Annotated in this window: 23 protein-coding genes; 18 read left to right on the forward strand and 5 right to left on the reverse strand. The window is 69.6% G+C overall.

The features are described from left to right. Positions 1 to 312 precede the first annotated feature (312 nt). Positions 313 to 495 carry a twin-arginine translocation signal domain-containing protein gene (locus OOK07_RS00385; RefSeq protein WP_266675755.1) on the forward strand — a complete coding sequence of 61 codons (183 nt, stop codon included), beginning with the start codon at positions 313 to 315 and terminating at the stop codon, positions 493 to 495. Between the two features lie 130 nt (positions 496 to 625). On the opposite strand, the gene OOK07_RS00390 is transcribed toward OOK07_RS00385, so the two are convergent. Next, positions 626 to 2,566, reverse strand: coding sequence for an alpha-L-fucosidase (locus OOK07_RS00390; protein WP_266675757.1), 1,941 nt, complete (start codon positions 2,564 to 2,566; stop codon positions 626 to 628). A gap of 855 nt (positions 2,567 to 3,421) precedes the next feature. On the opposite strand from OOK07_RS00390, the gene OOK07_RS00395 reads away from it, so the two are divergent. From OOK07_RS00395 to OOK07_RS00450, 12 genes are all read left to right on the forward strand, one after another. Further along, positions 3,422 to 4,483, forward strand: coding sequence for a sugar ABC transporter substrate-binding protein (locus OOK07_RS00395; protein ID WP_266794600.1), 1,062 nt, complete (start codon positions 3,422 to 3,424; stop codon positions 4,481 to 4,483). Positions 4,484 to 4,528: 45 nt separating this feature from the next. Then, positions 4,529 to 6,094, forward strand: coding sequence for a sugar ABC transporter ATP-binding protein (locus OOK07_RS00400; protein WP_266675761.1), 1,566 nt, complete (start codon positions 4,529 to 4,531; stop codon positions 6,092 to 6,094). Beyond that, positions 6,087 to 7,124: an ABC transporter permease gene (locus OOK07_RS00405; protein ID WP_266675763.1), complete on the forward strand. Its 1,038-nt coding sequence runs from the start codon at positions 6,087 to 6,089 to the stop codon at positions 7,122 to 7,124. The genes OOK07_RS00400 and OOK07_RS00405 overlap by 8 nt, the downstream gene beginning before the upstream one ends. A 95-nt stretch (positions 7,125 to 7,219) precedes the next feature. Then, positions 7,220 to 8,545, forward strand: coding sequence for an L-fuconate dehydratase (locus OOK07_RS00410; protein WP_266794601.1), 1,326 nt, complete (start codon positions 7,220 to 7,222; stop codon positions 8,543 to 8,545). Then, positions 8,538 to 9,440: an amidohydrolase family protein gene (locus OOK07_RS00415; protein WP_266794602.1), complete on the forward strand. Its 903-nt coding sequence runs from the start codon at positions 8,538 to 8,540 to the stop codon at positions 9,438 to 9,440. Before OOK07_RS00410 ends, OOK07_RS00415 begins: the two co-directional genes overlap by 8 nt. Next, entirely contained in the window at positions 9,431 to 9,868 is a 438-nt protein-coding gene (locus OOK07_RS00420) for an RbsD/FucU domain-containing protein (RefSeq protein WP_266794603.1), read from the forward strand. The genes OOK07_RS00415 and OOK07_RS00420 overlap by 10 nt, the downstream gene beginning before the upstream one ends. Next, positions 9,865 to 10,908, forward strand: coding sequence for a zinc-dependent alcohol dehydrogenase (locus OOK07_RS00425; protein ID WP_266794604.1), 1,044 nt, complete (start codon positions 9,865 to 9,867; stop codon positions 10,906 to 10,908). Before OOK07_RS00420 ends, OOK07_RS00425 begins: the two co-directional genes overlap by 4 nt. Beyond that, complete coding sequence (locus OOK07_RS00430; protein WP_266675773.1) at positions 10,905 to 11,666, forward strand: SDR family oxidoreductase; 762 nt, start codon at positions 10,905 to 10,907, stop codon at positions 11,664 to 11,666. Before OOK07_RS00425 ends, OOK07_RS00430 begins: the two co-directional genes overlap by 4 nt. Further along, positions 11,663 to 12,295 carry a bifunctional 4-hydroxy-2-oxoglutarate aldolase/2-dehydro-3-deoxy-phosphogluconate aldolase gene (locus OOK07_RS00435; RefSeq protein WP_266794605.1) on the forward strand — a complete coding sequence of 211 codons (633 nt, stop codon included), beginning with the start codon at positions 11,663 to 11,665 and terminating at the stop codon, positions 12,293 to 12,295. The genes OOK07_RS00430 and OOK07_RS00435 overlap by 4 nt, the downstream gene beginning before the upstream one ends. Next, positions 12,292 to 13,386: a sugar kinase gene (locus OOK07_RS00440; protein WP_266675777.1), complete on the forward strand. Its 1,095-nt coding sequence runs from the start codon at positions 12,292 to 12,294 to the stop codon at positions 13,384 to 13,386. The genes OOK07_RS00435 and OOK07_RS00440 overlap by 4 nt, the downstream gene beginning before the upstream one ends. A 65-nt stretch (positions 13,387 to 13,451) precedes the next feature. Beyond that, on the forward strand, positions 13,452 to 14,465 hold the full coding sequence (locus OOK07_RS00445; RefSeq protein WP_266794606.1) for an aldo/keto reductase: 1,014 nt from the start codon (positions 13,452 to 13,454) through the stop codon (positions 14,463 to 14,465). Next, complete coding sequence (locus OOK07_RS00450) at positions 14,456 to 15,175, forward strand: FadR/GntR family transcriptional regulator (RefSeq protein ID WP_266675781.1); 720 nt, start codon at positions 14,456 to 14,458, stop codon at positions 15,173 to 15,175. The genes OOK07_RS00445 and OOK07_RS00450 overlap by 10 nt, the downstream gene beginning before the upstream one ends. Positions 15,176 to 15,538: 363 nt before the next feature. On the opposite strand, the gene OOK07_RS00455 is transcribed toward OOK07_RS00450, so the two are convergent. Then, positions 15,539 to 16,444 carry a LysR family transcriptional regulator gene (locus tag OOK07_RS00455; RefSeq protein ID WP_266801850.1) on the reverse strand — a complete coding sequence of 302 codons (906 nt, stop codon included), beginning with the start codon at positions 16,442 to 16,444 and terminating at the stop codon, positions 15,539 to 15,541. A 146-nt stretch (positions 16,445 to 16,590) separates the two neighbouring features. Between OOK07_RS00455 and OOK07_RS00460 the strand changes: the two genes are divergently transcribed. Both OOK07_RS00460 and OOK07_RS00465 read left to right on the forward strand, forming a co-directional pair. Then, positions 16,591 to 17,709: a PrpF domain-containing protein gene (locus OOK07_RS00460; RefSeq protein ID WP_266794607.1), complete on the forward strand. Its 1,119-nt coding sequence runs from the start codon at positions 16,591 to 16,593 to the stop codon at positions 17,707 to 17,709. Beyond that, positions 17,706 to 19,121 carry a C4-dicarboxylate transporter DctA gene (locus OOK07_RS00465; RefSeq protein WP_323182906.1) on the forward strand — a complete coding sequence of 472 codons (1,416 nt, stop codon included), beginning with the start codon at positions 17,706 to 17,708 and terminating at the stop codon, positions 19,119 to 19,121. Before OOK07_RS00460 ends, OOK07_RS00465 begins: the two co-directional genes overlap by 4 nt. A gap of 268 nt (positions 19,122 to 19,389) precedes the next feature. Here the strand turns inward: OOK07_RS00465 and OOK07_RS00470 are convergent, their stop codons facing one another. From OOK07_RS00470 to OOK07_RS00480, 3 genes are all read right to left on the reverse strand, one after another. After that, a complete protein-coding gene (locus tag OOK07_RS00470; protein ID WP_266794608.1) occupies positions 19,390 to 20,946 on the reverse strand; it encodes an alpha-L-arabinofuranosidase B in 1,557 nt (518 codons plus the stop codon). A 176-nt stretch (positions 20,947 to 21,122) separates the two neighbouring features. Further along, positions 21,123 to 22,694, reverse strand: coding sequence for an alpha-L-arabinofuranosidase B (locus OOK07_RS00475; protein WP_406311207.1), 1,572 nt, complete (start codon positions 22,692 to 22,694; stop codon positions 21,123 to 21,125). A gap of 602 nt (positions 22,695 to 23,296) precedes the next feature. Further along, positions 23,297 to 24,088: an SDR family NAD(P)-dependent oxidoreductase gene (locus tag OOK07_RS00480; RefSeq protein ID WP_266794610.1), complete on the reverse strand. Its 792-nt coding sequence runs from the start codon at positions 24,086 to 24,088 to the stop codon at positions 23,297 to 23,299. An 86-nt stretch (positions 24,089 to 24,174) separates the two neighbouring features. Between OOK07_RS00480 and OOK07_RS00485 the strand changes: the two genes are divergently transcribed. The 3 genes from OOK07_RS00485 to OOK07_RS00495 all read left to right on the forward strand — a co-directional run bounded on the left by OOK07_RS00485 (position 24,175) and on the right by OOK07_RS00495 (position 26,163). Then, the gene (locus OOK07_RS00485) at positions 24,175 to 25,026 is read left to right on the forward strand and encodes a helix-turn-helix transcriptional regulator (protein WP_266794611.1); all 852 of its coding nucleotides are present in this window, start codon (positions 24,175 to 24,177) and stop codon (positions 25,024 to 25,026) included. A gap of 392 nt (positions 25,027 to 25,418) precedes the next feature. Further along, positions 25,419 to 25,643 (forward strand): hypothetical protein, encoded by a 225-nt coding sequence (locus OOK07_RS00490; RefSeq protein ID WP_266794612.1) that lies wholly within the window; start codon positions 25,419 to 25,421, stop codon positions 25,641 to 25,643. 40 nt (positions 25,644 to 25,683) lie between these two features. Continuing rightward, positions 25,684 to 26,163 (forward strand): four-carbon acid sugar kinase family protein, encoded by a 480-nt coding sequence (locus OOK07_RS00495; protein ID WP_266794613.1) that lies wholly within the window; start codon positions 25,684 to 25,686, stop codon positions 26,161 to 26,163. Positions 26,164 to 26,188: the final 25 nt, after the last annotated feature.

A 26,188-nucleotide genomic window follows, 5' to 3' on the forward strand; every position in this document is an offset into this window, starting at 1 on the left:
CGGCCTCGCCCGCGCGCCGGACGTGCCAGGCGGACAATCAGCGGCGGTTCCGGCCCAGTGCCATCGGCTGGTACACCTTCGGGACAACGGCGATGTGAGCGTAACCGAGGTGCCCCCGGCGGCTGTTGGACTTGTGTGACGAAAGCCGAAGAGCACGCCGGGGACACCATGCTCCTGCGACTGGTCGCGCTCCGCGGCCGAGGCGGGGTGCAAAGGGCCGCCATGCCTGGTGGCCCTTTGCACCACGGCGCCCGTCCAGTTTTTTGTTATCGGCTTTTTGTTATAGGCGTCGCCCCTGCCCGTCTCCTGAGCATGGACGTGACACGACAGATCAGCCGCCGCGCCATGCTCAAGGCCACGGGTGCCGCAGCCGGAACCGTCGGCCTCGCCTCCGTCGCCACCCCCTCGGTGGCCGCGGGCGGGGTCTTCGCACACCCGGGCCTCCTCCACACCGGCGCCGGCCTCGCTCGCATGGCCGCCAAGGTGAAGGCATAGAAGGTGCGGTCGCGGAGCATGGCGAAGACAGCCCGTCGGGTGAGCCCGAGCCACTCGCGCAGAGACGGCCCGACAAGTGCGTGCATTCGGCGCCTGTCCGCGCCGGATGCACGCACTTGTCGGCCCTCTGTCAGGAGGGGATGATCTGCCACTGCTCCTCAGGCGCGCGGTTGTAGGTGAACTGGTTGATGTTGGCTCCGTCCGCGGTCGAACCTCCCTCGACGTTGAGCGAAAGTCCGCTCAGCCGGTTGGTGAGGTGGTAGTAGCCGTCGCCGGTCGGTGTGATCGCCCAGTGCTGCTGGGGAACGTTGTGGTCTCCGTAGAGGGAGACGTTCCCGCCGTCCGCCCGCGAGAGTCCGGCCACCTCCATCAGCTTGCCGCTGTTGACGTTCTTGATCTCGTAGTAGCCGTCTCCTGTGGAACTGAAGGTCCACTTCTGCGCGGTGTTGTTCAGCCAGGGCCACAGCTGGATGTTCGTTCCGTCGGCGGTGCCGAAGTTGAAGACGTCGGCGACCTTGCCGCTCTTGCGGTTGACGATGCGGTAGACCGTGCCGTCGCCCGGCAGCACGGAGGAGACGAGCACGGGCTTGGCTGTGCGGCCGCCGATCCTGACGGCGCCCATGTTCGCGTAGCCGCCCGTGCCGGCGTTGGCCTGGACGCGGACGTACCCCGCGTTCCTGGCCGGCCATTCGGCCACCTTGGTGGCGCGGTCACCGGCCCAGGTACCGCTGGTGGCGAGAGTGAAGTTGGTGCCGTCGGTGCTGGTGGAAATGGTGTACGAGGTGATGTCGCCGTCGGAGGTGTCGTTGCGGTTCCACTGCTTGGGGAGGTATTCCAGGATGGATATGTTGCTCCAGACACCGCCCAGGTCGATGGTGATCGAGTGCGGCAGCGTCAGGTTCCAGGTCGACCAGCAGGTCTCAAAGTCCTTGTCGCTGAGTCCGTCGATGGCCCGCATGGGGCCCTCACCGGTGTGGAAGCCGGTTGCATAGGCACTGACCGGAGTCACGGGGTGTTCGGCGCGGAGCATTTGGGCGGGCAATGGCGGGCGGGAGGTGTCCGGGCTCCAGGCGGCGCCGACCTCGGCGAGCCGGTTGACGATGTTGGTGTCCAGCACGCCGTTGCGGTTGGGCGGGCAGTTGAGGATGAACGAGGTGTACTTCGGCTCCAGATCCGCCAGGTGCGACAGGATCGCCGCCTTGCTCAACGGGTCGGTGGTCGGCGTGGCCGGATGCCAGAACCACCCGTTGCTGATCGTCTGCCCCTGCAGGGCCGCATGGGTGTTACCCGCCGGCGCCGTGACGCCCAACGGCTCTTCGAAGTAGATCGCGTCGCCGAGGAAGGGCACCGACAGACCGCCATGGTCGATCATGATGATGTCCGGCTGGAGCGACTTCACGTGCTCCCGGATGCGCTGGTACGAGACCGCCTGCTGGCCCATCTGCCAGGCGTAGCCGTCGGTGACGAACATGTCGATGGTGCCGTAGTTCGTCAGCAGTTCGGTGATCTGGTTCAGGATGAAGGTCAGGTCACCGGGCTGGATCTCCTGGTCGGCGGGTACGCCGTGGCGGCTGTCGTAGGCCTGCACGTTGTAGGTGCGGTCCCAGATCGAGTAGTACAGACCCACCCTCAGGCCCTTGGCGCGGAAGGCGTCTACGTACTGCTGCACGACATCGTGCTTGTACGAGCTGTTGGCCACGTTCTGTGTGCCGTAGGCGCTGGGCCACAGGGCGAAGCCGTCGTGGTGCTTGGTGGTGAGCACCCCGTAGCTCATCTTCGCCGCCGCGGCCGCCGCGGCCCACTGCGCGCAGTCCACCGCGGTGGGGGCGAACAGAGTCGGGCTCTGGTTCGGTGCCGCCCACTCCTGGTTCGTGAAGGTCCCCAGGTTGAAGTGGTTGAACATGCCGAACCGCATGTTGACCAGGTTGCTGAGGTTGGTCTGGAAGTCCGCGGCGTCTGCCTGGGTGAGCAGGCGGGAGAAGCCGGGAACCACGGGCAGTGCGCTCGCGGCCGCAGCGGCGCCCGCGGCGCCCAACAGCGTACGACGGGACAGTCTTCTTCCTGACGACATGGGTGTACTCCCGGTTTCGGGTGACTCTGATGTGTCGGGGGGTGAGGCGTGGGGGCGGCAGTCCGAGGGCCTACGGTCCCAAGTGCCTCAGGCGCAGCCCTCCCTCTGGGCTTCAGGCGCCGAACGTTACGCATGAAGGTCGATGACGTAACTGCTCTGTGTCAACAGGTACGCGGATGAAAGCGTTCACAGGAGTCGCAAAAGAGAAGGATTCGTCCCTCTAACCACCCATTCCTTCTGCTTCAGACATGCCATGTTTGAGAGAGAACCGGAGCGCGACCCTCCGAAGCGGGGCGCAGATTCAGGTACGGCACATGCCGCCACGGAGGCGTCATCCGCGTCGTCGCCTGTGGCGACGACGGCTCGGTCAGCACCGGCGGGCAGACCCTTGCAGGTCGCCGGAGCCACCCAAGCGCTGCCGCGCGAGCCCGGCCGGGACGAGACGTCCGACCGGTAGACGCAGCCCCGCGAACGGCCCTCGCCGACCGCCGCTACCGCCACGTGAACGTCAAGTGCGGCCTGCGCACCGGCATGCCCGCCGACCGGGAATGTCAGCCCGTCGGATCCCACGGCTCACGACGACCCGGCTCAGGCAGCGCAGAAACACCCAAAGGGTACGGACGCAAGGGCCGGCGCATCACAGATGGGCATCATTGATGGGATGGATTGATCCATTTGGAGCTTCCTGGCGAGCGTCACTGGATCACTAACTCGCCGTATCCAGGTCGCTTTCCACGCCCCCTAGACAGCGCCCCCTCTTGGCATCTATAAACATCCCATCTATCCATGAGAGACACGCAGCAGTAGCACCGGCGAAACAATCCCCCGCTTCGGGACCAGCGCGAGGAAGTACCGATGAGACTCAGAACTGCCTTCTACACCACCGCCTCCGCCCTGTCCGCACTGGCGCTGCTCAGCGCCTGCAGCAGCGGCTCCACCACGTCGGCGTCGGGTGACACGCCGCTGGTCGGTGTCGACTACCCGCGCTCCGACACCGACTTCTGGAACTCCTACATCAAGTACACGCCGCAGTACGCCAAGAAGCTCGGCCTCTCGCTGAAGACCACCAACTCGCAGAACGACGTCGCCAAGCTCACCGCCAACGCGCAGACGTTCATCAGCCAGGGCGTCAAGGGCCTCGCGATGGCCCCGCAGGACACCGCCGCCATCGCGCCGACGCTGGCGCAGTTGGAGGCGAAGAAGATCCCGGTCGTCACCGTGGACACGCGCCCCGACAGCGGCAAGGTGTTCATGGTGGTGCGCGCCGACAACCGCGCCTACGGCGAGAAGGCGTGCCAGTTCCTGGGCACCAAGCTCGCCGGCAAGGGCAAGGTCGTGATGCTGGAGGGCGGTCTGGACTCCATCAACGGCCGTGACCGCACGGAGGCGTTCAACGCCTGCATGAAGAAGAGCTACCCCGGCATCAAGGTGTTCGGAGAGGCCACCAACTGGGACGGTGCCGTCGCCGCGCAGAAGCTGCAGACCGACCTGACCGCCCACCCGGACATCAAGGGCGTCTACATGCAGTCCAGCTTCGGACTGTCCGGCACGCTCCAGGTCCTCAAGCAGAAGGGCCTGTTGGTCGACCCGAAGGACAAGAAGCACGTCTTCGTCGTCTCCAACGACGGCATCCCCGAGGAGCTGAAGTCCATCGCCGCCGGGAAGATCGACGCCACCGTCTCCCAGCCGGCCGACCTCTACGCCAAGTACGCCCTGTACTACCTCAAGGCCGCGATCGACGGGAAGACGTTCAAGGCCGGCAAGACCGACCACGACAGCACCATCATCCAGGTCCGTCCCGGCCTGCTGGAGGACCAGCTCTCCGCGCCGCTGGTCACCGCCGACGGCGCCACCTACGGCGGCGTGCCCAGCGTCAAGAGCGACGACAAGTCACTGTGGGGCAACAACCTCGGCTGATCCCTCATCAGGAATGCAACGGCTCACGAGAACAAGGCGGTTGAGATGAGCGACGGGGAGCGAGCAGTCACCCCCGCACCCGCCCCGGCCGGCGACGGACGGGTCCCTGCGGAACCGCCCGTCGTCGAGGCGAGGGGCGTAGTCAAACGATTCGGTCCGACGGTGGCCCTGAACGGCGCCCGGATCACCATCAGGCCCGGCGAGACCCACGCTCTCGTCGGCCGCAACGGAGCCGGCAAGTCGACCCTGGTGTCGGTCCTCACCGGCCTTCAGGCCCCCGACGAGGGCACGGTGACCTTCGGCGGCGAGCCGGCCCCCCGGCTCAGCGACCGGGACGCCTGGCGCAGACGCGTGGCCTGCGTCTACCAGAAGTCCACGATCATCCCCACACTGACCGTCGCAGAGAACCTCTTCCTGCACCGGCACGACCACGGCCGCAGCCGGCTCATCAGCTGGCAGGCCACCCGTCGCCGCGCCCAGGAGCTGCTGGCGACCTGGTCGGTGGACGTCGACCCGCACACCTCCGCGGGCGAACTGAGCGTCGAGCAGAAGCAGTTCGTCGAGATCGCCCGCGCGCTGTCCTTCGGGGCGCGGTTCATCATCCTCGACGAGCCGACCGCCCAGCTCGACGGGGCGGCCATCAACCGCCTCTTCGACCGCATCCGCGACCTGCAACGCCAGGGCGTGACCTTCCTGTTCATCAGTCACCATCTCCAGGAGGTCTACGAGATCTGCGACATGGTGACGGTCTTCCGCGACGCCCGGCACATCGTCACGGCGCCGGTCGCCGACCTCCCGCGCACCGAGCTGGTCGCCGCGATGACCGGCGAGGCGGCGCTGGACCGGCTGCAGGTGCGGTCGAGCACCCTCGACCGTGCCGCCACGCCCGCGCTGTCCGTGCAGTCGCTGGGCAGTGACGGTACTTACGACGACGTCAGCTTCCAGGTCGGCGCCGGCGAGATCGTCGGCCTCGCGGGCGCCGCCGGCAGCGGGCGCACCGAGGTCGCCGAGACCGTCGTAGGGCTGCGGTCGGCCGCTGCGGGCGGCGTGGAGATCGCCGGGAACCGGCCCCGGCCGGGCAGCGTGCCCGCCGCGCTCGCGGCCGGCGCAGGGTTCGTCCCGCAGGACCGGCACCACCAGGGCTTCGTCCCCGGCATGTCGATCGCGGACAACTCCACGCTGTCCGTACCTCACCGGCTCGGCAAGAACGGCTTCCTCAGCCGTGACCGACGGGACCGGCTCGCCGACGTCATGATCGAGAACCTGGCGATCAAGACGCCGGGACCCGAGCTGCCCGTCTCCGCGCTCTCGGGCGGCAATCAGCAGAAGGTCGTCATGGCCCGCGCCCTGGCCGACGACCCGCGTCTGCTGGTGCTGATCAACCCGACCGCGGGCGTGGACGTGCGCTCCAAGGAGTTCCTCCTCGGCAAGGTGGAGGAGACCGCAGCGTCCGGCACCGGAGTGCTCATCGCCTCCGACGAGCTCGACGACCTGCGCATGTGCGACCGGGTCCTGGTGATGTTCCAGGGCCGTGTGACCTCAGAGATCGCCCGCGGCTGGCACGACCACGACCTCGTGGCCGCGATGGAAGGAGTGGACCTCAATGCCTGAAACCGTCCTCGCGGACACCGCCGCCAAGGCCGTGGAGCCCAAGCCCCGGCGCACGGCGCTGTTCGGCGGCCGGATACCGCTGGCGCGGCTGCGCGACCTCGCACTCGTGCCCGCGATCGTGGTCATCGCGGTTGTCGGCCAGATCGTCAACCCGGTCTTCCTGCAGGCCGACAACCTCATGAACGTCCTGCAGACGATGTCCGAGATCGCGCTGCTCGTCCTCGCCCAGACGATGATTTTGATCGTCAAGAAGATGGACCTCTCCCTGGAGTCGACCATGGGCCTCGCGCCCGGCGTCGCGGCCTGGCTGACCATCGGCAGTGCGGGACACGGACTCGGGCTCCTCCCCGGCGCCTGGGCGATCCCGATCACCCTCGCCGTGGGCGTGCTGATCGGCGTGATCAACTCCCTGCTGATCATCCGCTTCGGCCTCAACGGCTTCATCGTCACGCTCGGCATGCTGATCGTCCTGCGCGGTGTCCTGACGGGCATCTCCGGCGGCCAGACCTTCTTCCAACTGCCGGCGTCCATGCTCTACCTGGGCACGACACAGTGGTTCGGGATGCCCGCCTCCATCTGGGTCTGCCTGGCACTGTTCGCCATCGCCATCGTGGTGCTCGGCTGGACCAGCTTCGGCCGCTCGCTGTACGCCATCGGCGGCAACGTCGACGCCGCGAAGGCGGCCGGTATCCGCACGGACCGGGTGTTGTGGATCGTCCTGGTCGCCGGCAGTGTGCTCGCGGCCCTCGCCGGACTGCTGCTGTCCGGGCGGCTGGCCTCGGTGGCCTCGGCCCAGGGCAACGGCTACATCTTCACCGTCTTCGCCGCCGCCGTCATCGGCGGGATCAGCCTCAACGGCGGCAAGGGCACCATGTTCGGCGCGTTCTGCGGCATCCTCCTGCTCTTCATGATCCAGAACGTGCTCACCCTCGCGGGCGTCCCCGCGCAGTGGATCGGCGCCCTCAACGGCCTGATCATCCTGGTCGCCCTCGCCATCTCCCGCATCACCGGCGGCAAGGTCCAGGAGTGAGCCGGGCGGCCGTCGCCGGCCGCCCGATCTCCGCCTCGTTCACGTCTCGTCGCAAGGGGACCGATTCCCCCTTGCCCCTCACAGGAGTTGCCGCCATGTCCTCCACCGTGCCCCCATCCGCCCGCATCACCGCTCTGGACGTCCTGGACGTGCGCTTCCCGACGTCCGAGCACCTGGACGGGTCGGACGCGATGAACCCCGAACCCGACTACTCCGCCGCCTACGTCGTCCTGCGCACCGACGCCGGCGACGGCCTGGAGGGCCACGCGCTGGCGTTCACCACCGGCCGCGGCAACGACGTCCAGGCCGCCGCCATCGCGGCCCTCGCCCCGCATGTGGTGGGCCTGTCGGTCGAGGAAGTCTGCGGCGACCTGGGTACGTTCTCGCGCACCCTCGTCCACGATCCCCAACTTCGCTGGCTCGGCCCGGAGAAGGGCGCCATCCACATGGCCACCGGCGCGGTCGTCAACGCCGCCTGGGACCTGGCCGCCAAGCGGGCCGGCAAGCCGGTGTGGCGCTTCCTCGGCGAGATGTCGCCCGAGGACCTGGTCGCCCAGGTCGACTTCCGCTGGCTGTCCGACGCGATCACGCCCGAAGAGGCGCTGGAGATCCTGCACCGCGCCGAACCGGGCCGCCAGGAGCGCATCGCCCGGATGCTGGAGCGCGGCTACCCCGCCTACACCACCACCCCCGGCTGGCTGGGCTACTCCGACGAGAAGCTGGCCCGCCTGGCCCGCGAGGCCGTCGCGGACGGCTTCACCCAGATCAAGCTGAAGGTCGGCGCCTCGCTGGAGGACGACGTACGGCGTATGCGCACGGCGCGTGAGGCGGTCGGCGCCGACATCCGCATCGCGGTGGACGCCAACCAGAGGTGGGACGTGCAGCCCGCCATCGACTGGATGCGCGAACTGGCCCCCTACGACCCGTACTGGATCGAGGAGCCCACCTCACCCGACGACATCCTCGGCCACGCCGCCATCCGCAAGGCCGTCAGCCCCATCAAGGTCGCCACCGGCGAGCACATCGCCAACCGGGTCGTCTTCAAGCAGCTCCTCCAGGCCGGCGCCGTGGACATCGTGCAGATCGACTCCGCACGGGTCGGCGGTGTCAACGAGAACATCGCCATCCTGCTGCTCGCCGCGAAGTTCGGCGTGCCGGTCTGCCCGCACGCCGGCGGCGTCGGCCTGTGCGAGATGGTCCAGCACCTGTCGATGTTCGACTACGTCGCCGTCTCCGGCACCACCGAGGACCGCGTCATCGAGTACGTCGACCACCTGCACGAACACTTCGTCGACCCCGTCCGCATCGCCGACGGCCACTACCTCGCGCCGACCCTGCCCGGGCTGAGCGCACAGATGCACCAGGACTCGCTCAAGGAGTACACCTACCCCGACGGTCCGGTCTGGACGGTCCGTGTCTGACTCCCAGATCCTCGTAGACGCCCACCACCACGTGTGGGACCTGGACATCCGGCCGCAGTCCTGGCTGGACGAGCCCGGTCATGAGCTCCTCCGCCGTAGCTTCGGCACCGACGACCTGCGCGCGGCCGCGACCGCGACCGTGGCAGGTCGCCGGCTGGAGCGCACGGTGCTCGTCCAGTGCGTGGCGTCGGTCGATGAGACGCGCGAGTTCCTCGCCTTCGCCGACCGTGACCCGCTCGTCGGCGCGGTCGTCGGCTGGGCGGATCTCACGTCCCCGGCTGTCGGCGACGTACTCGACGCACTGTGCGCCGGACCGGGCGGTACCTATTTGCGGGCCGTACGTCATCTGGTCCAGGGGGAGTCCGATGCCGCCTGGCTGCAACAGCCTTCTGTGGAACGAGGATTGCGGGCGGTGAGCGAACGGGGCCTTGGGTACGACCTGCTCGTCCGCAGCCACCAGTTCCCCCAGGCGATCCGTCTGGCCGAACGCCTCCCGGGCCTTCGCCTGGTCCTCGACCACGCCGGAAAACCACCCATCGCCCGGCGGGACCTGGAGGACTGGGAGCGGGACGTGCGGCGGCTGGCCGCGCATCCCCAGGTGCGGTGCAAAGTGTCGGGCCTGATCACCGAGGCCGACCACAAGAAGTGGACCGTCGACGACATCCGCCCAGTGTGGGACGTCCTGTTCTCCGCCTTCGGCCCCGACCGCCTGATGTTCGGCTCCGACTGGCCGGTCTGCGTCCTCGCCGGCGGCTGGAACCGCTGGGCCGCCACCGTCGAGGAACTCCTGGACGGCTGCTCCGACACCGAGACCGAAGCGGTCCTCGCCGGCACCGCCACCGCTTTCTACCGCCTCGACCCCCTTCGAAGGAAGGAGGACAACCCATGCTGCTGACCGAACTCCTGCACCCGGGCATCCTCGAATCCCTGGCCGGCGCCGGCCACGGCGCCCGCGTCCTGCTCGCCGACGGCCACTACCCCGCGAGCACCGCCACCGGGGAGCGCGCCAAAACCGTCCACCTCAACCTGGCCCCCGGCCTGCTCGACGTCACCACCGTGCTCGACGTCCTGCTGCGCGCCCTGCCCGTCGAGGCGGCCCACGTGATGGTCCCGCCCGAGGGCGAACCGGAGCCGCCCGCCATCGCCGAGTACCGCTCGAAGCTGGCGCCCGTCCCGGTCGACACGCTCGGGCGGTTCGAGTTCTACGACGCCGCCCGCTCGCCCGACCTGGCACTGGCGATCGTCACCGCCGACACCCGCACCTACGCCAACCTGCTGCTCACCATCGGCGTCCGCGCTGAAGGGACCCTGAGAACACGATGACACTCGCAGTCCGCTACCTCTCCGCCCGCACTCTGGACACCGCGCCCGCCGAGAACCCGTCCCCCGGCCCCGGCGAGGTGGAGATCGCCCCCGCCTACGTCGGTATCTGCGGCACCGATCTGCACATCTTCCACGGCGACATGGATGCCCGGGTTGCCGCGCCCGCGGTCCTCGGGCACGAGATGTCCGGCCGGATCGTGCGGGTCGGTGCCGGGGTGGAGGGCTGGCGGCCCGGTGACACGGTCACGGTGATGCCGCTGCGCTGGGACGACTCCTGCCCGGCCTGCCGGGCCGGCCACCAGCACATCTGCCAGCACCTGGACTTCATCGGCATCGACTCCCCCGGCGCGATGCAGCAGCGCTGGACCGTACCCGCCGCCACCCTGATCCGGCTGCCGGAGTCGCTTGCCCTGGACCGGGCCGCGCTCGTCGAGCCGACCGCGGTTGCCGTGCACGATGTGGGCCGGGCCCAGGTCACCGAGGGCGAGAAGGCCGTCGTCGTCGGCGGCGGCCCCGTCGGCATCCTCATCTCCCTGGTCGCCCGGGCCGCCGGGGCCGACGTCCGGGTGGTCGAGCTGAGCCCTCACCGGCGGCGGCTGGCCGAGGAGCTGGGACTGACGGCATGGGATCCGGCCCACGCGGATGTGCCGGCGCTGGTCGGTGAGTGGACCTCCGGTGCGGGCGCGGACGTCGCCTTCGAGGTCTCCGGCGCGCAAGGCGGCGTGGACACGGCCGTGGACGTCCTCGGCGTGCGCGGCCGGCTGTGCCTGGTCGCCATCCACGCCCGCCCCCGCGAGGTGAACCTGCACCGCTTCTTCTGGCGTGAACTCACCCTGGTGGGTGCCCGGTTGTACGACCGCTCCGACTTCGAGCACGCGGTGACCCTGGTCGCCGACGGCATCATCCCGGCCCAGCGGCTGATCAGCAAGGTCGTACCGCTCACCCAGGCACCCGCCGCGTTCGAGGCCCTGGAAGGCGGCGGCGACGTAATGAAGATCCTCGTGGACTGCACCGACGACAGCCAAGGAGCCGCCCAGTGAACGCCTTCGACCTCACCGGCAAACTCGCCGTCGTCACCGGCGCCCGGCGCGGCATCGGCCGCGCCATGGCCCGCGCCCTGGCCGCAGCCGGCGCGGACATCATCGGCGTCAGCGCCCAGCTGGAGGAGTCCGGCAGCGACGTGGAAAAGGACATCCTCGCCACGGGACGTTCCTTCGAAGCCATCCGCACCGACTTCGCCGACCCCGAAGCCGTTCACGCTCTCGGCGCGAACCTCGCCCGGCGAAACCGCCCCGTGGACATCCTGGTCAACAACGCAGGCACCATCCGCCGCGCCCCGGCCACCCAACACACCGACGCCGACTGGGACCTGGTACTCCAGGTCAACCTCAGCGCCCAGTTCACGCTCACCCGGGCGGTCGGCGCAGCGATGGTGACCCGCGGCCACGGGAAGATCATCTTCACCGCATCGCTGCTCAGCCTCCAGGGCGGCGTCACCGTCCCCGGCTACACCGCCGCGAAACACGGCATCGCCGGACTCACCAAAGCCCTGGCCAACGAATGGGCCCCACACGGCGTCAACGTCAACGCCATCGCCCCCGGCTACATCGCCACCGACAACACCCAAGCCCTCCAGGACGACCCCGCGCGCAGCAAGGCCATCCTCGACCGGATCCCCGCCGGACGATGGGGCACCGCGGACGACCTCGCCGGCGCCACCGTATTCCTCGCCTCGGACGCCGCCACCTACCTCCACGGCGTAACCCTGCCCGTCGACGGCGGCTGGCTCGGCCGATGACCGACAACGACCTGGCCACCGTACTGACCGGCACCCACCTCATGCCGGTGCTGACCGTGCCCCAACCCGCCACGGCCGGCCCGCTGGCCGAAGCGCTCGCGGCGGGCGGCGCTCGGTGCGCCGAGGTCACCTTCCGCACCCCGGACGCCGAACAGGTCCTCAAGACGATGGCCGCCCACGGCGGCCTCACCGTCGGCGCCGGCACGGTCCTCACCGCCGGGCAGGCAGAGCGGGCCGTGGCCGCCGGGGCCCGCTTCGTCGTCTCCCCCGGCTTCGACGAGGACGTCATCGCCAAGTGCCGCGAGCTGGGCGTGCCCGTAGTGCCCGGCATCGCCACCGCCACCGAGCTGATGCGCGCCCTCAAGGCAGGCCTGGACACCGTCAAGCTCTTCCCGGCCGAACCGCTCGGCGGCATCCCGATGCTGCGTGCCCTCGCCGCGCCCTTCCCCCAGGCACGGTTCGTGCCGACCGGCGGCATCGATGCCCCGCGCCTGCCGGCCTACCTCGCCGAACCGGCTGTCCTCGCCGTCGGCGGCAGCTGGATGGCCACCGCAGCCCATCTGCAGCGCGGCGAGTACGACGAGATCCGCCAGCTGACCGCCGCGGCCGTGAACGGGAGCGTGACATGACCGACGTGGTGGCCCTCGGCGAGGTGATGCTGCGCTTCGACCCGGGCGAGGGACGCATCCGCACCGCCCGCACCTTCCAGGTCTGGGAGGGCGGCGGCGAGTACAACGTCGTACGCGGGCTGCGCCGCTGCTTCGGCCTGCGCACCGGCGTCGTCACCGCCCTGGCAGACAACCAGGTGGGCCGGCTCGTCGAGGACCTCATCCTGCAGGGCGGCGTCGACACCTCGCTGATCCGCTGGACACCCGACGACGGCATCGGCCGCACCTGCCGTAACGGCCTCAACTTCGTCGAACGCGGCTACGGCATCCGCGGCGCACTGGGCGTCAGCGACCGCGCGGGCACGGCCGTCTCGCAGCTGCGCAAGGGGGACGTCGACTGGGACACGGTCTTCGCAGCAGGAGTGCGCTGGTTCCACACCGGCGGCATCTTCGCCGGCCTGTCCGACACCACCGTCGATGTCGCGGACGAAGCCATGGCCGCCGCGCGGCGGCACGGCGTGACCGTCTCCTACGACCCCAACTACCGACCGAGCCTGTGGGCCGGCCGGGGCGGCGCCGACGCCGCACGCGAGGCCGACCTGCGCCTCGCACGCCACGCCGACGTCATCGTGGGCGCCCTGGGCCTGGCCGGACCCTGCCCAGGGGCGCTGCGGGTCGAGGCGGACGAGGTGGAGGACGCCCTCGCCAAGGTGGCCGGGCTCCTGCCCCGAGCCGAGGTGCTCGCGACGACCCTGCGGGAGGTGCCCTCCGCCGGGGTCAACGACTGGTCCTCGGCCGCCTGGTCAGCCCGTGCCGGGTTCGTCCGCGGCCCCCTGATGCCCGGCTTGCAGGTCCTGGACCGCATCGGCTCCGGCGACGGCTTCGCCGCCGGCCTGATCTACGGACTGCTGACCACCGACGGTGAAGAGGACGGATCAGCGGGCGGTGCCAGACCCGTGGCGAACCTCGACGCCGCCGCACTGGGCCGCGCCCTGGCCTACGGGACCGCGCACGGCGCTCTCACCATGACCACCCCCGGCGACGTGTCCATGGCCTCACTCGCCGAGGTGGAGACGCTCATGGCAGGCGGCTCGGCCGCCGTCAGAAGGTGACAGGCCCGACCCGGCGCGGTCATGCCGCACCCGCTTCTCAGGGAGAACAGTTGACACATCGGAAGATGGGACGCCGGAAGGTCGGCAGCACCCCTGTCGAGCTCACCGAACTCGGCTTCGGGGCCTCCACCATCGGCAACCTCTACCGGGTCACCCCGGCCGCGGACGCGGCAGCCGCCGTCGACGCGGCCTGGGAGGCCGGCCTGCGGTATTTCGACACCGCACCGCACTACGGTCTCGGCCTCTCCGAACGCCGCCTGGGCGCCGCACTACGAGACCGCCCGCGCGACGAGTACGTCGTGTCCTCCAAGGTGGGCAGGCTGCTGGTGCGCAACGAGGCGCCCCGCGGCATCGACAGCGAGGGCTTCGTCGTACGCGACGACCTGCGCCGCCAGTGGGACTTCAGCCGCGACGGCGTGCTCCGCTCCATCGAGGACACCCTGCAGCGCACCGGCCTGGACCGACTCGACATCGTCTACCTGCACGACCCGGACGACCACTGGCGGCAGGCCGCCGACGAGGCCATGCCCGCGCTCGCGGAGCTGCGCGACCAGGGCATGATCGGCGCCATCGGCGCCGGCATGAACCAGTCGGCCATGCTCGCCCGCTTCCTGCGCGAGACCGCCGCCGACGTGGTCATGCTCGCCGGCCGCTACACCCTCCTGGACCAGTCCGCACTGGACGACGTCCTGCCCGCCGCGGCGGAACTCGGCAAGAGCGTCGTCGCAGCCGGCGTGTTCAACTCCGGACTCCTCTCCCTCGACCAGCCCGCCGAAGGCATGAAGTACGACTACCAGGAAGCTTCCCCGGCTTTGGTGACCCGCGCCCTGGCGATCGCCGAGGTCTGCGCGGCGCACGGTACGACGCTGCCCGCAGCGGCCGTCGCCTTCCCCTACAGCCATCCCGAGGTCATCAATGTCACCCTCGGTATGCGGACCGCGGAACAGGTCGGAAGGAACGTGGAACTCTACCGTCAGCACATCCCCGAAGGTCTCTGGGACGATCTTCGCGCCCAGGGGTTCATCAGGTCGGATGTGCCCGCGGCGAACGAGCCAGGAAGAGGTGCGCGGTGTCTTTGACGGACAGGGCGATTGCGCAGATCCGGGAGCTGATCCGCAGCGGAGCGCTGCCGCCGGGCTCGAAGCTCCCGCCGGAGCCGGAGTTGGCCGCCCAGCTGGGCCTGTCCCGCAACCTCGCCCGGGAGGCCGTGAAGGCGTTGGCCGTCGCGCGGGTCCTGGAGGTCCGGCGGGGTGACGGCACCTACGTGACCAGCCTGCAGCCGAGCCTCCTGCTGGAGGGGCTCGGTGGCGCGGTGGAACTGCTGCAGGGCGATTCCGCCGCCCTGCAGGATCTCATGGAGGTACGGCGGCTCCTGGAACCGGTCGCCACCGCGCTGGCCGCCACCCGGATCTCCGACGAGCAGCTGGCCGAGGTCGAGCGGCACCTGGAGGCCATGCGCGAGGCCCGTGACGACGTGAAGCGGCTCAACGCTCACGATGCCGCATTCCACCACGCCGTCATCTCGGCCACGGGCAACGAGACACTCCTGACGCTCCTGGAGAGCATCTCCGGGCGTACTCTGCGCGCTCGCATCTGGCGCGGTCTGGTCGACACTCAGGCCTCGGGCCGGACCCTCGCCGAGCACGAGGCGATCTTCCGGGCACTGTCCGTCCGCGACGCCTCCCTCAGCCAGGCGGCTGCGCTGCTCCACGTCAGCAACACCGAACGGTGGCTGAGAGAACACCTGCGTTCGGGAGAAGCCCTCCCGTGGGGCATGACAGCCGAGTAGTGACGGGACCGACCGGCCCGAGCCGGGGCCGACCGAGGGTCGGTCGACGGGCCAGGATGTCCGTCGGGCAGGGCCTCGGACTCCGCGGGCAGCCGCAGGGGATCCGGGCCGTCACAATGAACACGCCGTCACGATGAACACGGTGGCAGCCGCAGCCGCCATCCGCACGGGCACGTGTATCGCCGGTTTCGGCGAAGTGGCCCACCTGCCTCCGGCGCTCCTGACCGCCGCGAACAGCAGTTCCCCGAGGCCCGATGCCTTTCTGCACGGCTCCGCGCCGCTCAGCCCGGGGCCCGGTCATCCGAACGGCTGCACGCCTTTCCCGCGCGGCCTTCTTCCCCGACCAGTGGGCGTGGTCCGGTGTCACAGGGTTCGGGCCGCGGCGACGTCGCGGAGGAGTCCGGCGAAGGTGAGGGCGGCCGGGGTGAGCGCGTGGTCGGCCATGCGAACCAGGAGGATGCGGCGGATGGGGGCCGGCGCCTGGAGGGGCAGGACGTCGACGCCTGGTCGGATGCCCTCCAGGGCCAGGGTGGGGGCGAGGGCGACGCCGATGCCGGCGGCGACCATGGCCTGGGCTTCCTGGTAGTCGTGGGCCTCGTAGGCGATGTGGGGCTCGAAGCCGACGGCGCGGCAGCCTCGGACGAGGGCTTCGGCCACCGGGTGATGGTCGGCGCGGGTGATCCAGGGGTCGTCTGCGAAGTCGGCGAGTGAGGCGGCGTCGCGTCCGGCGAGTGGATGGTGGTCGCTGACGAGAAGCGCCGGCGGATCATCGAGGAGCGGGGTGACGACGATGTCCTCCCGGTCGATTCGGCTCCAGTCGTAGTCCCACATCAGAGACATCTCGATCTCGCGGTTCTCCAGCATGGCCCAGAGTCCGGCGATGCGGGCACTGCGGACGGTCAGCCGCACCTCGGGGTGGGCGTCCCGGAAGGCGATCACGGCCTGCGGCAGGAGCGAGGCGCCGACGGTCGGGAACGTGCCGATACGCAGCGTGCCCGCGCGCAGGCCGGCGAAGTCGGCGAGTTCGTTTCCCGCGGCCCGCAGTTCACGTTCGATGCGTTCACCTCGTTCGGCCAGCGCCCGTCCGGCGTCGGTGACGGTGACGCCCCGGGCGTGGCGCTCCAGCAGGGGCTGTCCTGCCTCCGCTTCCAGGCGACTGATCTGCTGCGATACCGCTGACGGTGTGTAGTTGAGGGCGCGGGCGGTCGCTGTCACCGAGCCGCGCCGGGCGACCTCGGTGAACAGCAGGATGCGCCTGACGTCGAGCATGCCGCCCCCTCCAGCGTTCACTTCACCTTAATGGCCATGCAGATTTTCGAGATTGTACTTCACGCTGCTGTCACCCACCGTGGAGGACACCACGCACGGCGAGACCGTCGGCGGGCTTCCCCTTCCATGCTTGTGAGGAGTCAGTTGTGCTGCGTCTGCAGGGCGAGATGATCCGCGGAGGAACCAGCAAGTGCTGGATCTTCGACCACCGCGACGTGGTCGCCACGGGCGTGGAAGTCGATGCCCTGCTGCTCGCCGCCTTCAATGCCGCCGACCCCCGCCAGATCGACGGCGTGGGCGGCGCTTCGTCCACCACCTCCAAGGCCGCCGTCGTTCAGGCGTCGGCCGAACCCGGCGTGGATATCGAGTACGCCTTCGCGCAGGTCGGCATCGGCGACGAGCGCGTGGAGTGGGCCAGCAATTGCGGCAACTGCGCCACCGCCGTGGCCCTGTACGCCGTCCACCACAAGCTCGTGCCGATCACATCGGACACCACCACCGTCCGCATGCTCAACGTCAACACCGGGGCCCGCCTCACCGGCACGATCCCCACGCCCGCGGGCGTGGCCCCGGAGGAGGGCACGGCCGTGGTGCCGGGCACCTCGGCGCCGGGCGTGCCGGTCCTGCTCGGGTTTCAGGACCCGGCGGGCTCGACGACCGGCCGTGCTCTGCCGACCGGCCGGACGCTGGACGAGCTGACCGGCCCGGACGGTCCCGTCGAGGCATCCCTGGTGGACGCCGGGGCACCGGCTGCGCTGTTCGAGGCCAAGGCGTTCGGCCTCGACGGCACGGAATCCCTCACCGCGTTCGCCACCGCCGTGCCCGCGCTGACGCTCCTGCGCCGCCAGGCAGCGCTGGCCATGGGCCTGGCCCGCGAGGGCGATCCGGTCAGCCACGCGGTGCCGAAGGCGGGCGTCGTCGCCCGGCCTGCCCCCTATCGCACGACACAGGGCATACTCCTCAACCAGGACGAGTACGACCTGGCCGTGCGCATGGTCTCCATGCACGCCCCGCACCCGGCGATCGGCCTGACCTCCGCCGTGGCCCTGGCCGCGGCCGCCGCCACCCCCGGCACCCTCGCCCACCGCGTCGCCCGGCAGACCGCCGACGGCACGCTGCGCCTGGGCACCCCCGCCGGCGTGGTCACCACCCAAGCCGTCCCCGCACCGGACGGCGCGTCCCCCACGGTGCTCCTGCACCGCGCCGCCCGGCGTATCGCCCGAGCCGAACTCCTCGTTCCCGTCCTGGAAGGACGCCCCGCATGAGCCGCAACGACGCTGCCCCGGGTACCGTCACCGCATCACCGGGCCGCATCCGCCAGATGCTGTCCCACCTCTACCTCCAGTGCCTGATCGCCGTCTTCCTCGGCGCCGCCGTGGGCTGGCTGTGGCCGTCCGCCGGCGCCGACCTGAAACCGCTCGGCGACGGCTTCATCGCGCTGGTGAAGATGCTCATCGCGCCGATCATCTTCTGCACGGTCGTCCACGGCATCGCCTCCATGGGCAACGCCCGCGCGGTCGGCCGCGTGAGCCTGAAGGCTCTGGTCTACTTCGAGGTGCTGACCACCGTGGCCCTGGTGATCGGCCTGGTCGTCGTCAACGTCGTCAAGCCGGGCAGCGGGCTGCACGTCGATGCCTCGACCCTGTCCGCCAAGGGCCTGCCTCCGGAGGCGACCACGGCCCATGAGGGCTTCGCCGCCTTCCTGCTCGCCATCATCCCGGCCACCCTGGCCAGCGCTCTGACCGGCAACGAGATCCTGCCGGTGCTGCTGGTGTCCGTGCTGTTCGGATTCGGCCTGCACGCCAGCGGAGAGGCAGGCCTGGGCATCGCCCGGGGCATCGAGAAGTTCTCCACGGTCCTGTTCACGCTCATCCGCTGGATCATGCGGCTCGCCCCCATCGGCGCGTTCGGCTCGATGGCCTTCACCATCGGCAACTACGGTCTGGGCACCCTGCGCCACCTGGCCCTGCTGGTCGGCTCGTTCTGGCTGACCGCCCTCTTCTTCGTCCTGGTCGTCCTCGGGACCGTGATGCGCCTGAACGGACTGCGGCTGCTGCCCTTCCTGCGCTACATCAAGGAAGAACTGCTGATCGTCCTGGGCACCTCCTCCACCGAGCCCGTCCTGCCGCGCATGATGGCCAAGCTTCAGCACCTCGGCGCCTCGAAACCGGTCGTCGGCATCACGCTGCCCGCCGGGTACTCCTTCAACCTCGACGGCACCGCCATCTACCTGACCATGGGCTCGGTCTTCCTCGCCCAGGCCCTCGGCATCGACCTCAGCCTCACCCAGCAACTGGCCATGCTCGCCGTCATGCTGCTCACTTCCAAGGGCGCCGCGGGCGTCACCGGCACCGGCTTCATCGCCCTGGCCGCCACACTGAGCGCCGTCCCGCACGTCCCCGTCGCCGCCCTCGCACTGATCTTCGGCATCGACCGGTTCATGTCCGAAGCCCGCGCCCTGACCAGCCTGGTCGGCAACGGCGTCGCCACCCTGGCCGTCGCCCGGTGGGAGGGCGAACTGGACGAGGAGCGCGCCAGGGCCGTCCTGCGCGGAGCGATCCCCTACACCCCCGCGCCCGTTCCCCCCGCCGCGACCGTCAGGCCCGACCCGAAGCAGACGCCCGCACCCGAGGCGACGCCCGAACCGACCCGCGACCCGGTCCCGGCCGCAAACTGACACCGCACGGACGGGCCGGCCCGGAGCACCCTGCTCCGGGCCGACCCGCCCACCTCCCGACAAGAGGTCGCATCCGCCGCCATGGCTGACCAGAAACGTCTGGCCGACGCATCTCCTTCATCATCAGATCCGCCGTTGACCAGACACTCCCGATGACCCCGAACGACGGCCTGGGAGATGAGGAAGCCAGCAAGCACGGCCTCCCCGCACGTGTGCGGGGAGGCCGTGCTTGCTGCTGGACGCGGTCAGAGAGACCCGGTTGGGCTGGTCAGCTCCAGGGAGATGCGGTGAGCCAGCTGGTGTCCTGGGCCCACGACGTCTTGGAGTCCCAGGCGTTGGAGCCGCCGTTGCCGGCTACGTAGGCCGTGAGGTTGTAGTGGCGGATGTACTTCGTCGGGAAGTTGACGGACTGGAAGGAGTGTCCGGCCCCGCTGTTGCCCGTGGTGGGGCAGAAGGTGGCGTCCTGCGCGAAGGAGCCGGCGCCGGTGTCGGCGCTCGCGTAGAGCTCGTAGTTGTAGTGGCGCAGGAACTGGCCGGGGTTGTTGGCGGACTCGAAGGTCAGGCAGGAGGTGTTGGCCAGGCCGGCGCGGACGATCCAGGTGGCGTCGGCCTTGTCGGTGGCCGAGCTGGAGGAGCTGATGTTGGAGATGACGACCTTGTTGTCGGCGTCGTCGTGGCGGAGGTAGTCGTTGGTGCAGCAGGGGGCGGTGGTGGCCTGCAGGGAGATCCGGGAGCCGGGGGTGAGCGAACCGGTGCTGGTCGAGCCGCTGTTGTAGCCGACGGCGGTGATGTTGGCCTGTACGGCGTTCTCGGTGGCGTCCGAGGGGTAGCCCGAGGTCATGACGCCTTCGTAGAAGGTGCCTTGGGCGCCCTTGCTGTTGTCGCCGCCGATGCCCAGGATGATCGAGCCTTCCTTGTGCATCGGGTTGTAGCCGGAGAGGTTGGGGCGCACACCGTTGTAGTAGGTGGACAGGCTGCCCGACTGGGCGTCGCCGCCGCGGATGGCCCACTGGTTCGGGCCGCCCTTGACCATGGCGGTCAGGAACCGGTTGGTGATGGTGGGGTCACCCGAGTTGAGGTGCTGGTTCACGCCGGAGAACAGGCCGTTCTCCAGGTCGGCCATGATCCAGGGGCCGTTGCCGCTGCCGGAGCCCCACCCCGTGTTGTTGCCGAAGTAGATGGCCTCCATGTGGCCGTTGCCGGTGTCGCGGTCGTTGGTCTCGGCGTTGCCGTAGTCGAAGCAGCAGCCGCCGTTGAAGTGCGTGCCGTCGAAGATCGCGTACATGCCCTCGGGCTGGTCGCCGGTCGCGATGCCGTTGGTGTGGTCGTTGCGGTAGCCGGTGCCGGGGGCGACGTAGACGCCGTACGCCTTGTGCCCGCCGACGGTGACCGGCGCCTCGACGGCGTTGGCCAGGTTGTCCGGCCCGCTTGCGGCTCCGCCCGCGGGTGCCTGGGTGAGGTCGTTGCCCTTGCCGGACTGGTCGTAGATGTCGGTGATGACGCAGCTGGTGCCCGCGCAGAAGGAGTCCTGCGCGGCGGCGTTGGCGAATCCGCCCGCGCTCAGCACGCCGATGTTCAGGGTCGTGTTGTCCGAGGCACGCTTGACCTGGTACAGCGGGCCGTTGTACGCCGCGTACAGGGCGCGGGTGGTGCTGTGCGCCGCGACGCACGGCGTGCCGCCCGCGGCGTAGATGTCACACGGCTGCTGGGTGGCGGCCTGCGAGGTGGCGGCCGTGGCGGTGAGCAGGCCGGCGGCGAGCGCGGCGGTGGCACCGGCCGCCAGGAGCGCGCGCCTGACGCTGCGGATCCATGGTGGCTTGGTCATGAAGAACTCCTTCACAGGGGGGTGGATGTGAGGGTGAGGCGTCGACAAACCCCAGGCGTCCGGCCCGTCGGACAGTGTCCGACTGTGCGGACAGCGTGAGCCGCGTTGACGCTTCCGGGCCCGGTTCGGATTGGGCTCTCTCCGCACCGGACCCGCACCCGGTGGGTGACTATTCGTCAGCTCCAGGGAGATGCGGCGAGCCAGCTGGTGTCCTGGGCCCACGAGGATGCGCTGTCCCAGGTGTTGGTGCCGCCGTTGCCGGCGACGTAGCCGGTCAGCGCGTAGTGGCGGATGTACTTGGTCGGGAAGTTGAAGGACTGCAGGGAGTAACCCGTGCCGCTGTTTCCCGGCTTGGAACAGAAGGTGGCGTCGGCGGCGAACTGGCTGGTGTTGTTGTTGGGCTGGAGGTGGAGCTGGAAGGCGTAGTGCCTGAGGTAACTGCCGGATGTGTTGGCCGACTCGAAGGAGACGCAGTTGCTGTTGGCCAGGCCGGCGCGCACGATCCAGGTCGCGTCGCCCTTGACGGTGGCCGAGCTGGTGGAGGTCACCGGCGCGATCACGACCTTGTCGTCGCTGGTGTCGTGCTGCAGGTAGTCGCCGGTGCAGCAGGAGGTGGTGGCCTGCAGCGACACCTTCGCGCCCGGGGTGAAGGGGGTGGTGGTGCTGTAGCCGGCCGCGGTGATGTTGGCCTGGACCGCGGCGTCGGTGGCGTCGGAGGGGTAGCCCTTGACCATGGCGCCCTCGTAGAAGGTGCCCGCGCTCTCGTTGCGGTTGGTCTGGCAGCAGTCGCCGCCGCTGCCGAGGATGACGGCGCCCTGCTTGTGCATCGGGTTCCATCCGCTGGGCAGCGCGCCGCCGTAGAACTGGGTCAGGCTCCCGGACTGGGCGTTGGCGCCCTTGATGGCCATCTGGGTGGTGCCGTTGTTCTTCAGCATCGCGGTGACGAAGTGGCTGGTCTGGGCGACCTGGTTGGGGTTCCACGCCTTGCTGCCGCCGGTGAACAGGCCGTTTTCCAGGTCCGCCTGCACCCACGGTCCGGTTCCGCTGCAGCCGCCGAACCAGCACTCCGTACCGAAGTTGATCGCGTCCATCGCACCGTTGCCGTCGGCGTGGTGGTCGATCTCGGTGTTGCCGTAATCGAAGCAGCAGCCATTGTTGACGTGGGTGCCGCTGGTGATCATGTACTCGCCCTCGGGTGAGCTGCCGGTCGGCACACCCCCGGCGGAGTTGTAGGCGAAGTAGCTGTTGCCGGGGTTGATGTACAGCGCGTAGGCCTTCTGGCCGCCCACGGTCACCGATTCGGTGTTCGCAGTGGCGGCCGTGTCGGCGCCGCCGGTCCCACCGGGTCCCTGGTAGACCAGAGTGTTGCCGGCACCGGTCTGATCGTAGAGGCGGGTGATGGTGCAGGCGGTGCCCGCGCAGAACGAGTCCTGCGCCGCGGCGTCGGCGACACCTCCGGCGGTCAGCACCCCGATGTCCCGCAATGTGCTGTCCGAGGCCCGCTGCACCTGGTAGAGCCGGCCGTTGTAGGACGCGAACAGCGCGCGGGTGGTGCTGTGCGCCACGGCGCACGGCGTGCCGCCCGCCGCGTAAATGTCGCAGGGCCCCTGTGCGGCGGCCTGCGAGGCACCGCTGAAGGCGACAAGGCCGGCGAAGGCGAGTGCCAGCGCGGCCAGGCAGACAACCACCCCCCGGCTCACTCGCCGGAACCTGAAGAGCTCAGGCACCACAAACTCTCCCTTGTTCATCGATGCGGGGACAGCAGTCCGCGCCCCAACGGGTTCGCGATGGACAAGCAGCAGCGGGCCCAGCAGGGCGAGCCGCGTTCTGACGGTTCTGTTCAACTCTTCCTCCGGCTCGGCCAGTCCGCTTGGCCAATCGCCGTGGCGAGGGACGTGGCCGTTCGAAATAGCGAACACTGTGCGGCAGTTCGATCAGAAGATAGGTTTCAGCCATGGCTCCGTCAATGTTTCCGACGGGTTCCATTCCGTTTCTTGTATCGCCCCACCCTGAGGAAGCCGTCCTCCGCCACGGCCTGGTCGGCAAGCGGCGGTTCGGCACTCACGCACTTCGGCGCTCAACACCCCGGCCCGTCCCGCGGCGGGCTTTCCTTGACTTTCTACTGGCGCACCGGTCGGTTGAGGTTCCCCGAGATACGGGGAATGGTGACGGCAGGTCAGGCGGGTTCCATGAGAGGAGCCCTGACGGGAACTGCGCCGGCGAACGAGGTCCTTCGGACGGACGGCCTCCTGAGATGCGCAGCTCGACCCGACCCGGCCCAGGTGACGGCGCTCCTCGACGAGCACCACGGACGAGCCGGTTCGGCGTCATGCTCCAGGGGTGCCTGCCGTCAGGCGCCCGCCCCACCATCCACCGGGAGCACCGCACCCGTCACCATCGCGGCACGGTCGCTGAGCAGCCACGCGGCGGCCTCCGCGACCTCGCGCGGCTCCGCCATCCGCCCCAGCGGGACCGACTTGGTCACCTGCGCCTTGATGCCGGGGGTCGACGCCTCCCAAGCCTCGATCATCTCGGTGTCGGTGCCGCCCGGGGTAATGCCATTGACGCGGATCCCGTCGCGGGCCCAGCTCACCGCGGCGGTCTCGGTGAGACTGTTGAGCGCCCGCTTCATCGCGCCGTACGCCGGCAAGGCCGGGTTCGCCCGGCGGCTACCGATGCTCGACGTGTTGACGATGGCGCCACCGCCGCCACGCCGCATGAGGGCCGCCTGCGCGTTCATGGCCGTCCAGTGTGCCCGGAAGTTCACGGCGAACTGCTCGTCGATGTCCTCGTCGCTGGTGGTGTCGAGCGGGCCGGGTTGCTGGATCGTCGCACCGTTGTTGAAGGCACCATCCAGCTTTCCGTGCAGTTCCTCGACACGGTCGACGGCCGCGCGGATGCTCACGCGGTCGGCGAGGTCCATGGGGACGGCGTGGGCGACGCCGCCGTCGGCACGAATGCCGGTGACGATCTCGTCGAGGGCGCTCGTCCCACGGGCCGCGAGGACCACGACCGCCCCCTCGCGGGCGAAGAGCTTGGCCGCCGCGGCGCCGATCCCGCGGCTGGCGCCGGTGATGAAGACGACCTTGCCGGTGAGCAGGCCGGTAGAGGTGAAGTCCTTGGAGTCCTTGGTGTTCGTCATGACCACAGTCTTGGACCGACGGCCGGACCGGATGCAGGCACAGGCTGTACCAGGATGCGTCGCCGCGCCCCGTGCAGACTGGGACTATGGACAAGCAGGAACTGGGGTCTTTCCTCCGCAGTCGCCGCGAGCGGCTCCGCCCGCAGGACGTCGGTCTCCCCTCCGGACCACGCCGACGAACCCCCGGGCTTCGCCGCGAGGAAGCCGCAGTCCTCGCGCACATCTCCACGGAGTACTACGTCCGTCTGGAGCAGGGCCGCGCACCCCGGCCGTCGAGCGAGGTCCTCGCCGGGATCGCGAGTGCCCTGCGGCTCACGGACTCCGAGACCGACCATCTCCACGTACTCGCGGGCACCGCGCCGACCCGTAACCGGCTGCACCGGCGGGATGTCCGGCCGAGCATTCTCGCACTCCTGGAGCGACTGCCGCAGACGGCAGGCTTCGTCGTGTCCGCCGCGTTCGAGGTGCTCGCCTGGAACGGCCTCGCCGCCGCTCTCATGGAGGATTTCGCGACCCTCTCCCCCGAGGAACGCAACCTTGCCCGCCGCGCCTTCCTCGGGGCGCGACGGCCCGGCCGCACTCTGTACGGGGTGTCTGACGCCTCCGAGTTCCGGCACCACGTCGTGATGGAGTTGCGTGCCACCGTGGCCCGCTACCCGAACGACCCCGATCTGACCGACCTGGTCGGCGAACTCCGCGACGGCAGCACGGACTTCGCCCGTCTGTGGGAGCGGCACGACGTACAGGCTGCCCCGATGCTCACGAAGACATTCCACCACCCCGTCGTCGGCGAGGTCACCGTGAACTGCGACAACCTCGCTCTCACCGACCGGGACCAGCACCTGGTGCTCTACAGCGCACCGGTGGGATCACGCGACGCCGAGACGCTGGCCCTGCTGAACGTGCTGGGTAGCGAGGCCGTCAACCACCGGATGTAGCGAGTACCCCGGCCTCCAGCGCCAAAAGGGACCCTAGGTGTGCACAACGCGCCAGCAATCAACTCCGATACCACGGCTGTCGCCCCTCATACGAGGGTGACGACCACGGCACCGCAGCAGGCGCATTCTGCTCAGACTCCACCACCACGAGCAGCGCTCATCCCACGCGGAACCGGGCGCCCTGATGCTCGATCTCGAACCGAACGCCGAGCTGCGCTCGCGCTGATCAGCCGCCCCCGACCCGCTGTTCCCGGCGGCGATGACCTTGCTGGGCGGACCGCTGACGAACCGCGAAAAGGCCGCCTGCAGGGCGGCCTTATAAGGCGACCTTATAAGGCACATCGAGATTGTGTCTTGGACGCGCTGCCCGGCCCGCTGCTGCAATCGGCTGTATGACGAACCGGAACCACCGCAGCGCCCTCATCCCCGGTAACGGCATCGCGACCGAGGTCGTGCCGCCCGCCCGGCGATTCCCCAAGGTGCCCGTCCCCTTCTGCTACGGCCCCGCCTGTTTTCTGCCGTTCGACGGCGCTTACCGCAAAGCGAAGGAACATGGCCGCCGAGGCAGGGACCCGGTCAAGCCCCGGTGTGACGTGACCAAGCGCGACCTCGGCTGACGTTCCCCTTCAACTCCTCACAACAGGCCAGGAATTCGCCATGTTTCTACCCGTCCATGCCCAGACGCGGCCCGTCCCCGAGGCGGCGGTGCTCAAAGGGCTGCCTCCAGTCCGCGAGGTCAGCGCCGCGGAAGTGGCCGCCCGTATATCCGGCGGCCCCCGTCTCGTCGTCCTCGACGACGGTCCGACCGGCACCCAGACGGTCGCCGACGTGCCCGTCCTGACTTCCTGGACGGTTGACGACCTGCGCTGGGCGCTGCGCCAGTACAGCGCCGTCTTCTTCGTCCTCACCAACACCCGCAGCCTGTCCCCCGAGGACGCCGCCGCCCGCAACCGCGAGGTGGTCCGCGCCCTGCACGCGGCGTCGGCGGCCGAGGGCACCGGTTACGTCCTGGCCAGCCGTGGGGACTCGACGCTGCGCGGCCACTTCCCGCTGGAGACCGATGTCCTGGCCGAAGAGCTCACCGAGCTGGACTCTGCTGCGCAATTCGCTGCGGGGGTAAGGCCGGGTCGGCGATGATCGTTGGCGGGGTCGCCTTCCTGTC

The sequence above is a fragment of the Streptomyces sp. NBC_00078 genome, assembly GCF_026343335.1.
Classification (GTDB): Bacteria; Actinomycetota; Actinomycetes; order Streptomycetales; family Streptomycetaceae; genus Streptomyces.

Bases quoted from the DNA above. Each gene is read 5' to 3' on its own strand.
- OOK07_RS00385 (WP_266675755.1), top strand. From the start codon at position 313: ATGGACGTGACACGACAGATCAGCCGCCGCGCCATGCTCAAGGCCACG.
- OOK07_RS00400 (WP_266675761.1), top strand. From the start codon at position 4,529: ATGAGCGACGGGGAGCGAGCAGTCACCCCCGCACCCGCCCCGGCCGGC.
- OOK07_RS00395 (WP_266794600.1), top strand. From the start codon at position 3,422: ATGAGACTCAGAACTGCCTTCTACACCACCGCCTCCGCCCTGTCCGCA.
- OOK07_RS00470 (WP_266794608.1), bottom strand. From the start codon at position 20,946: ATGACCAAGCCACCATGGATCCGCAGCGTCAGGCGCGCGCTCCTGGCG.
- OOK07_RS00480 (WP_266794610.1), bottom strand. From the start codon at position 24,088: ATGACGAACACCAAGGACTCCAAGGACTTCACCTCTACCGGCCTGCTC.
- OOK07_RS00410 (WP_266794601.1), top strand. From the start codon at position 7,220: ATGTCCTCCACCGTGCCCCCATCCGCCCGCATCACCGCTCTGGACGTC.
- OOK07_RS00425 (WP_266794604.1), top strand. From the start codon at position 9,865: ATGACACTCGCAGTCCGCTACCTCTCCGCCCGCACTCTGGACACCGCG.
- OOK07_RS00445 (WP_266794606.1), top strand. From the start codon at position 13,452: ATGGGACGCCGGAAGGTCGGCAGCACCCCTGTCGAGCTCACCGAACTC.
- OOK07_RS00455 (WP_266801850.1), bottom strand. From the start codon at position 16,444: ATGCTCGACGTCAGGCGCATCCTGCTGTTCACCGAGGTCGCCCGGCGC.
- OOK07_RS00390 (WP_266675757.1), bottom strand. From the start codon at position 2,566: ATGTCGTCAGGAAGAAGACTGTCCCGTCGTACGCTGTTGGGCGCCGCG.
- OOK07_RS00405 (WP_266675763.1), top strand. From the start codon at position 6,087: ATGCCTGAAACCGTCCTCGCGGACACCGCCGCCAAGGCCGTGGAGCCC.
- OOK07_RS00475 (WP_406311207.1), bottom strand. From the start codon at position 22,694: ATGAACAAGGGAGAGTTTGTGGTGCCTGAGCTCTTCAGGTTCCGGCGA.
- OOK07_RS00490 (WP_266794612.1), top strand. From the start codon at position 25,419: ATGACGAACCGGAACCACCGCAGCGCCCTCATCCCCGGTAACGGCATC.
- OOK07_RS00440 (WP_266675777.1), top strand. From the start codon at position 12,292: ATGACCGACGTGGTGGCCCTCGGCGAGGTGATGCTGCGCTTCGACCCG.
- OOK07_RS00465 (WP_323182906.1), top strand. From the start codon at position 17,706: ATGAGCCGCAACGACGCTGCCCCGGGTACCGTCACCGCATCACCGGGC.
- OOK07_RS00495 (WP_266794613.1), top strand. From the start codon at position 25,684: ATGTTTCTACCCGTCCATGCCCAGACGCGGCCCGTCCCCGAGGCGGCG.
- OOK07_RS00485 (WP_266794611.1), top strand. From the start codon at position 24,175: ATGGACAAGCAGGAACTGGGGTCTTTCCTCCGCAGTCGCCGCGAGCGG.
- OOK07_RS00420 (WP_266794603.1), top strand. From the start codon at position 9,431: ATGCTGCTGACCGAACTCCTGCACCCGGGCATCCTCGAATCCCTGGCC.
- OOK07_RS00435 (WP_266794605.1), top strand. From the start codon at position 11,663: ATGACCGACAACGACCTGGCCACCGTACTGACCGGCACCCACCTCATG.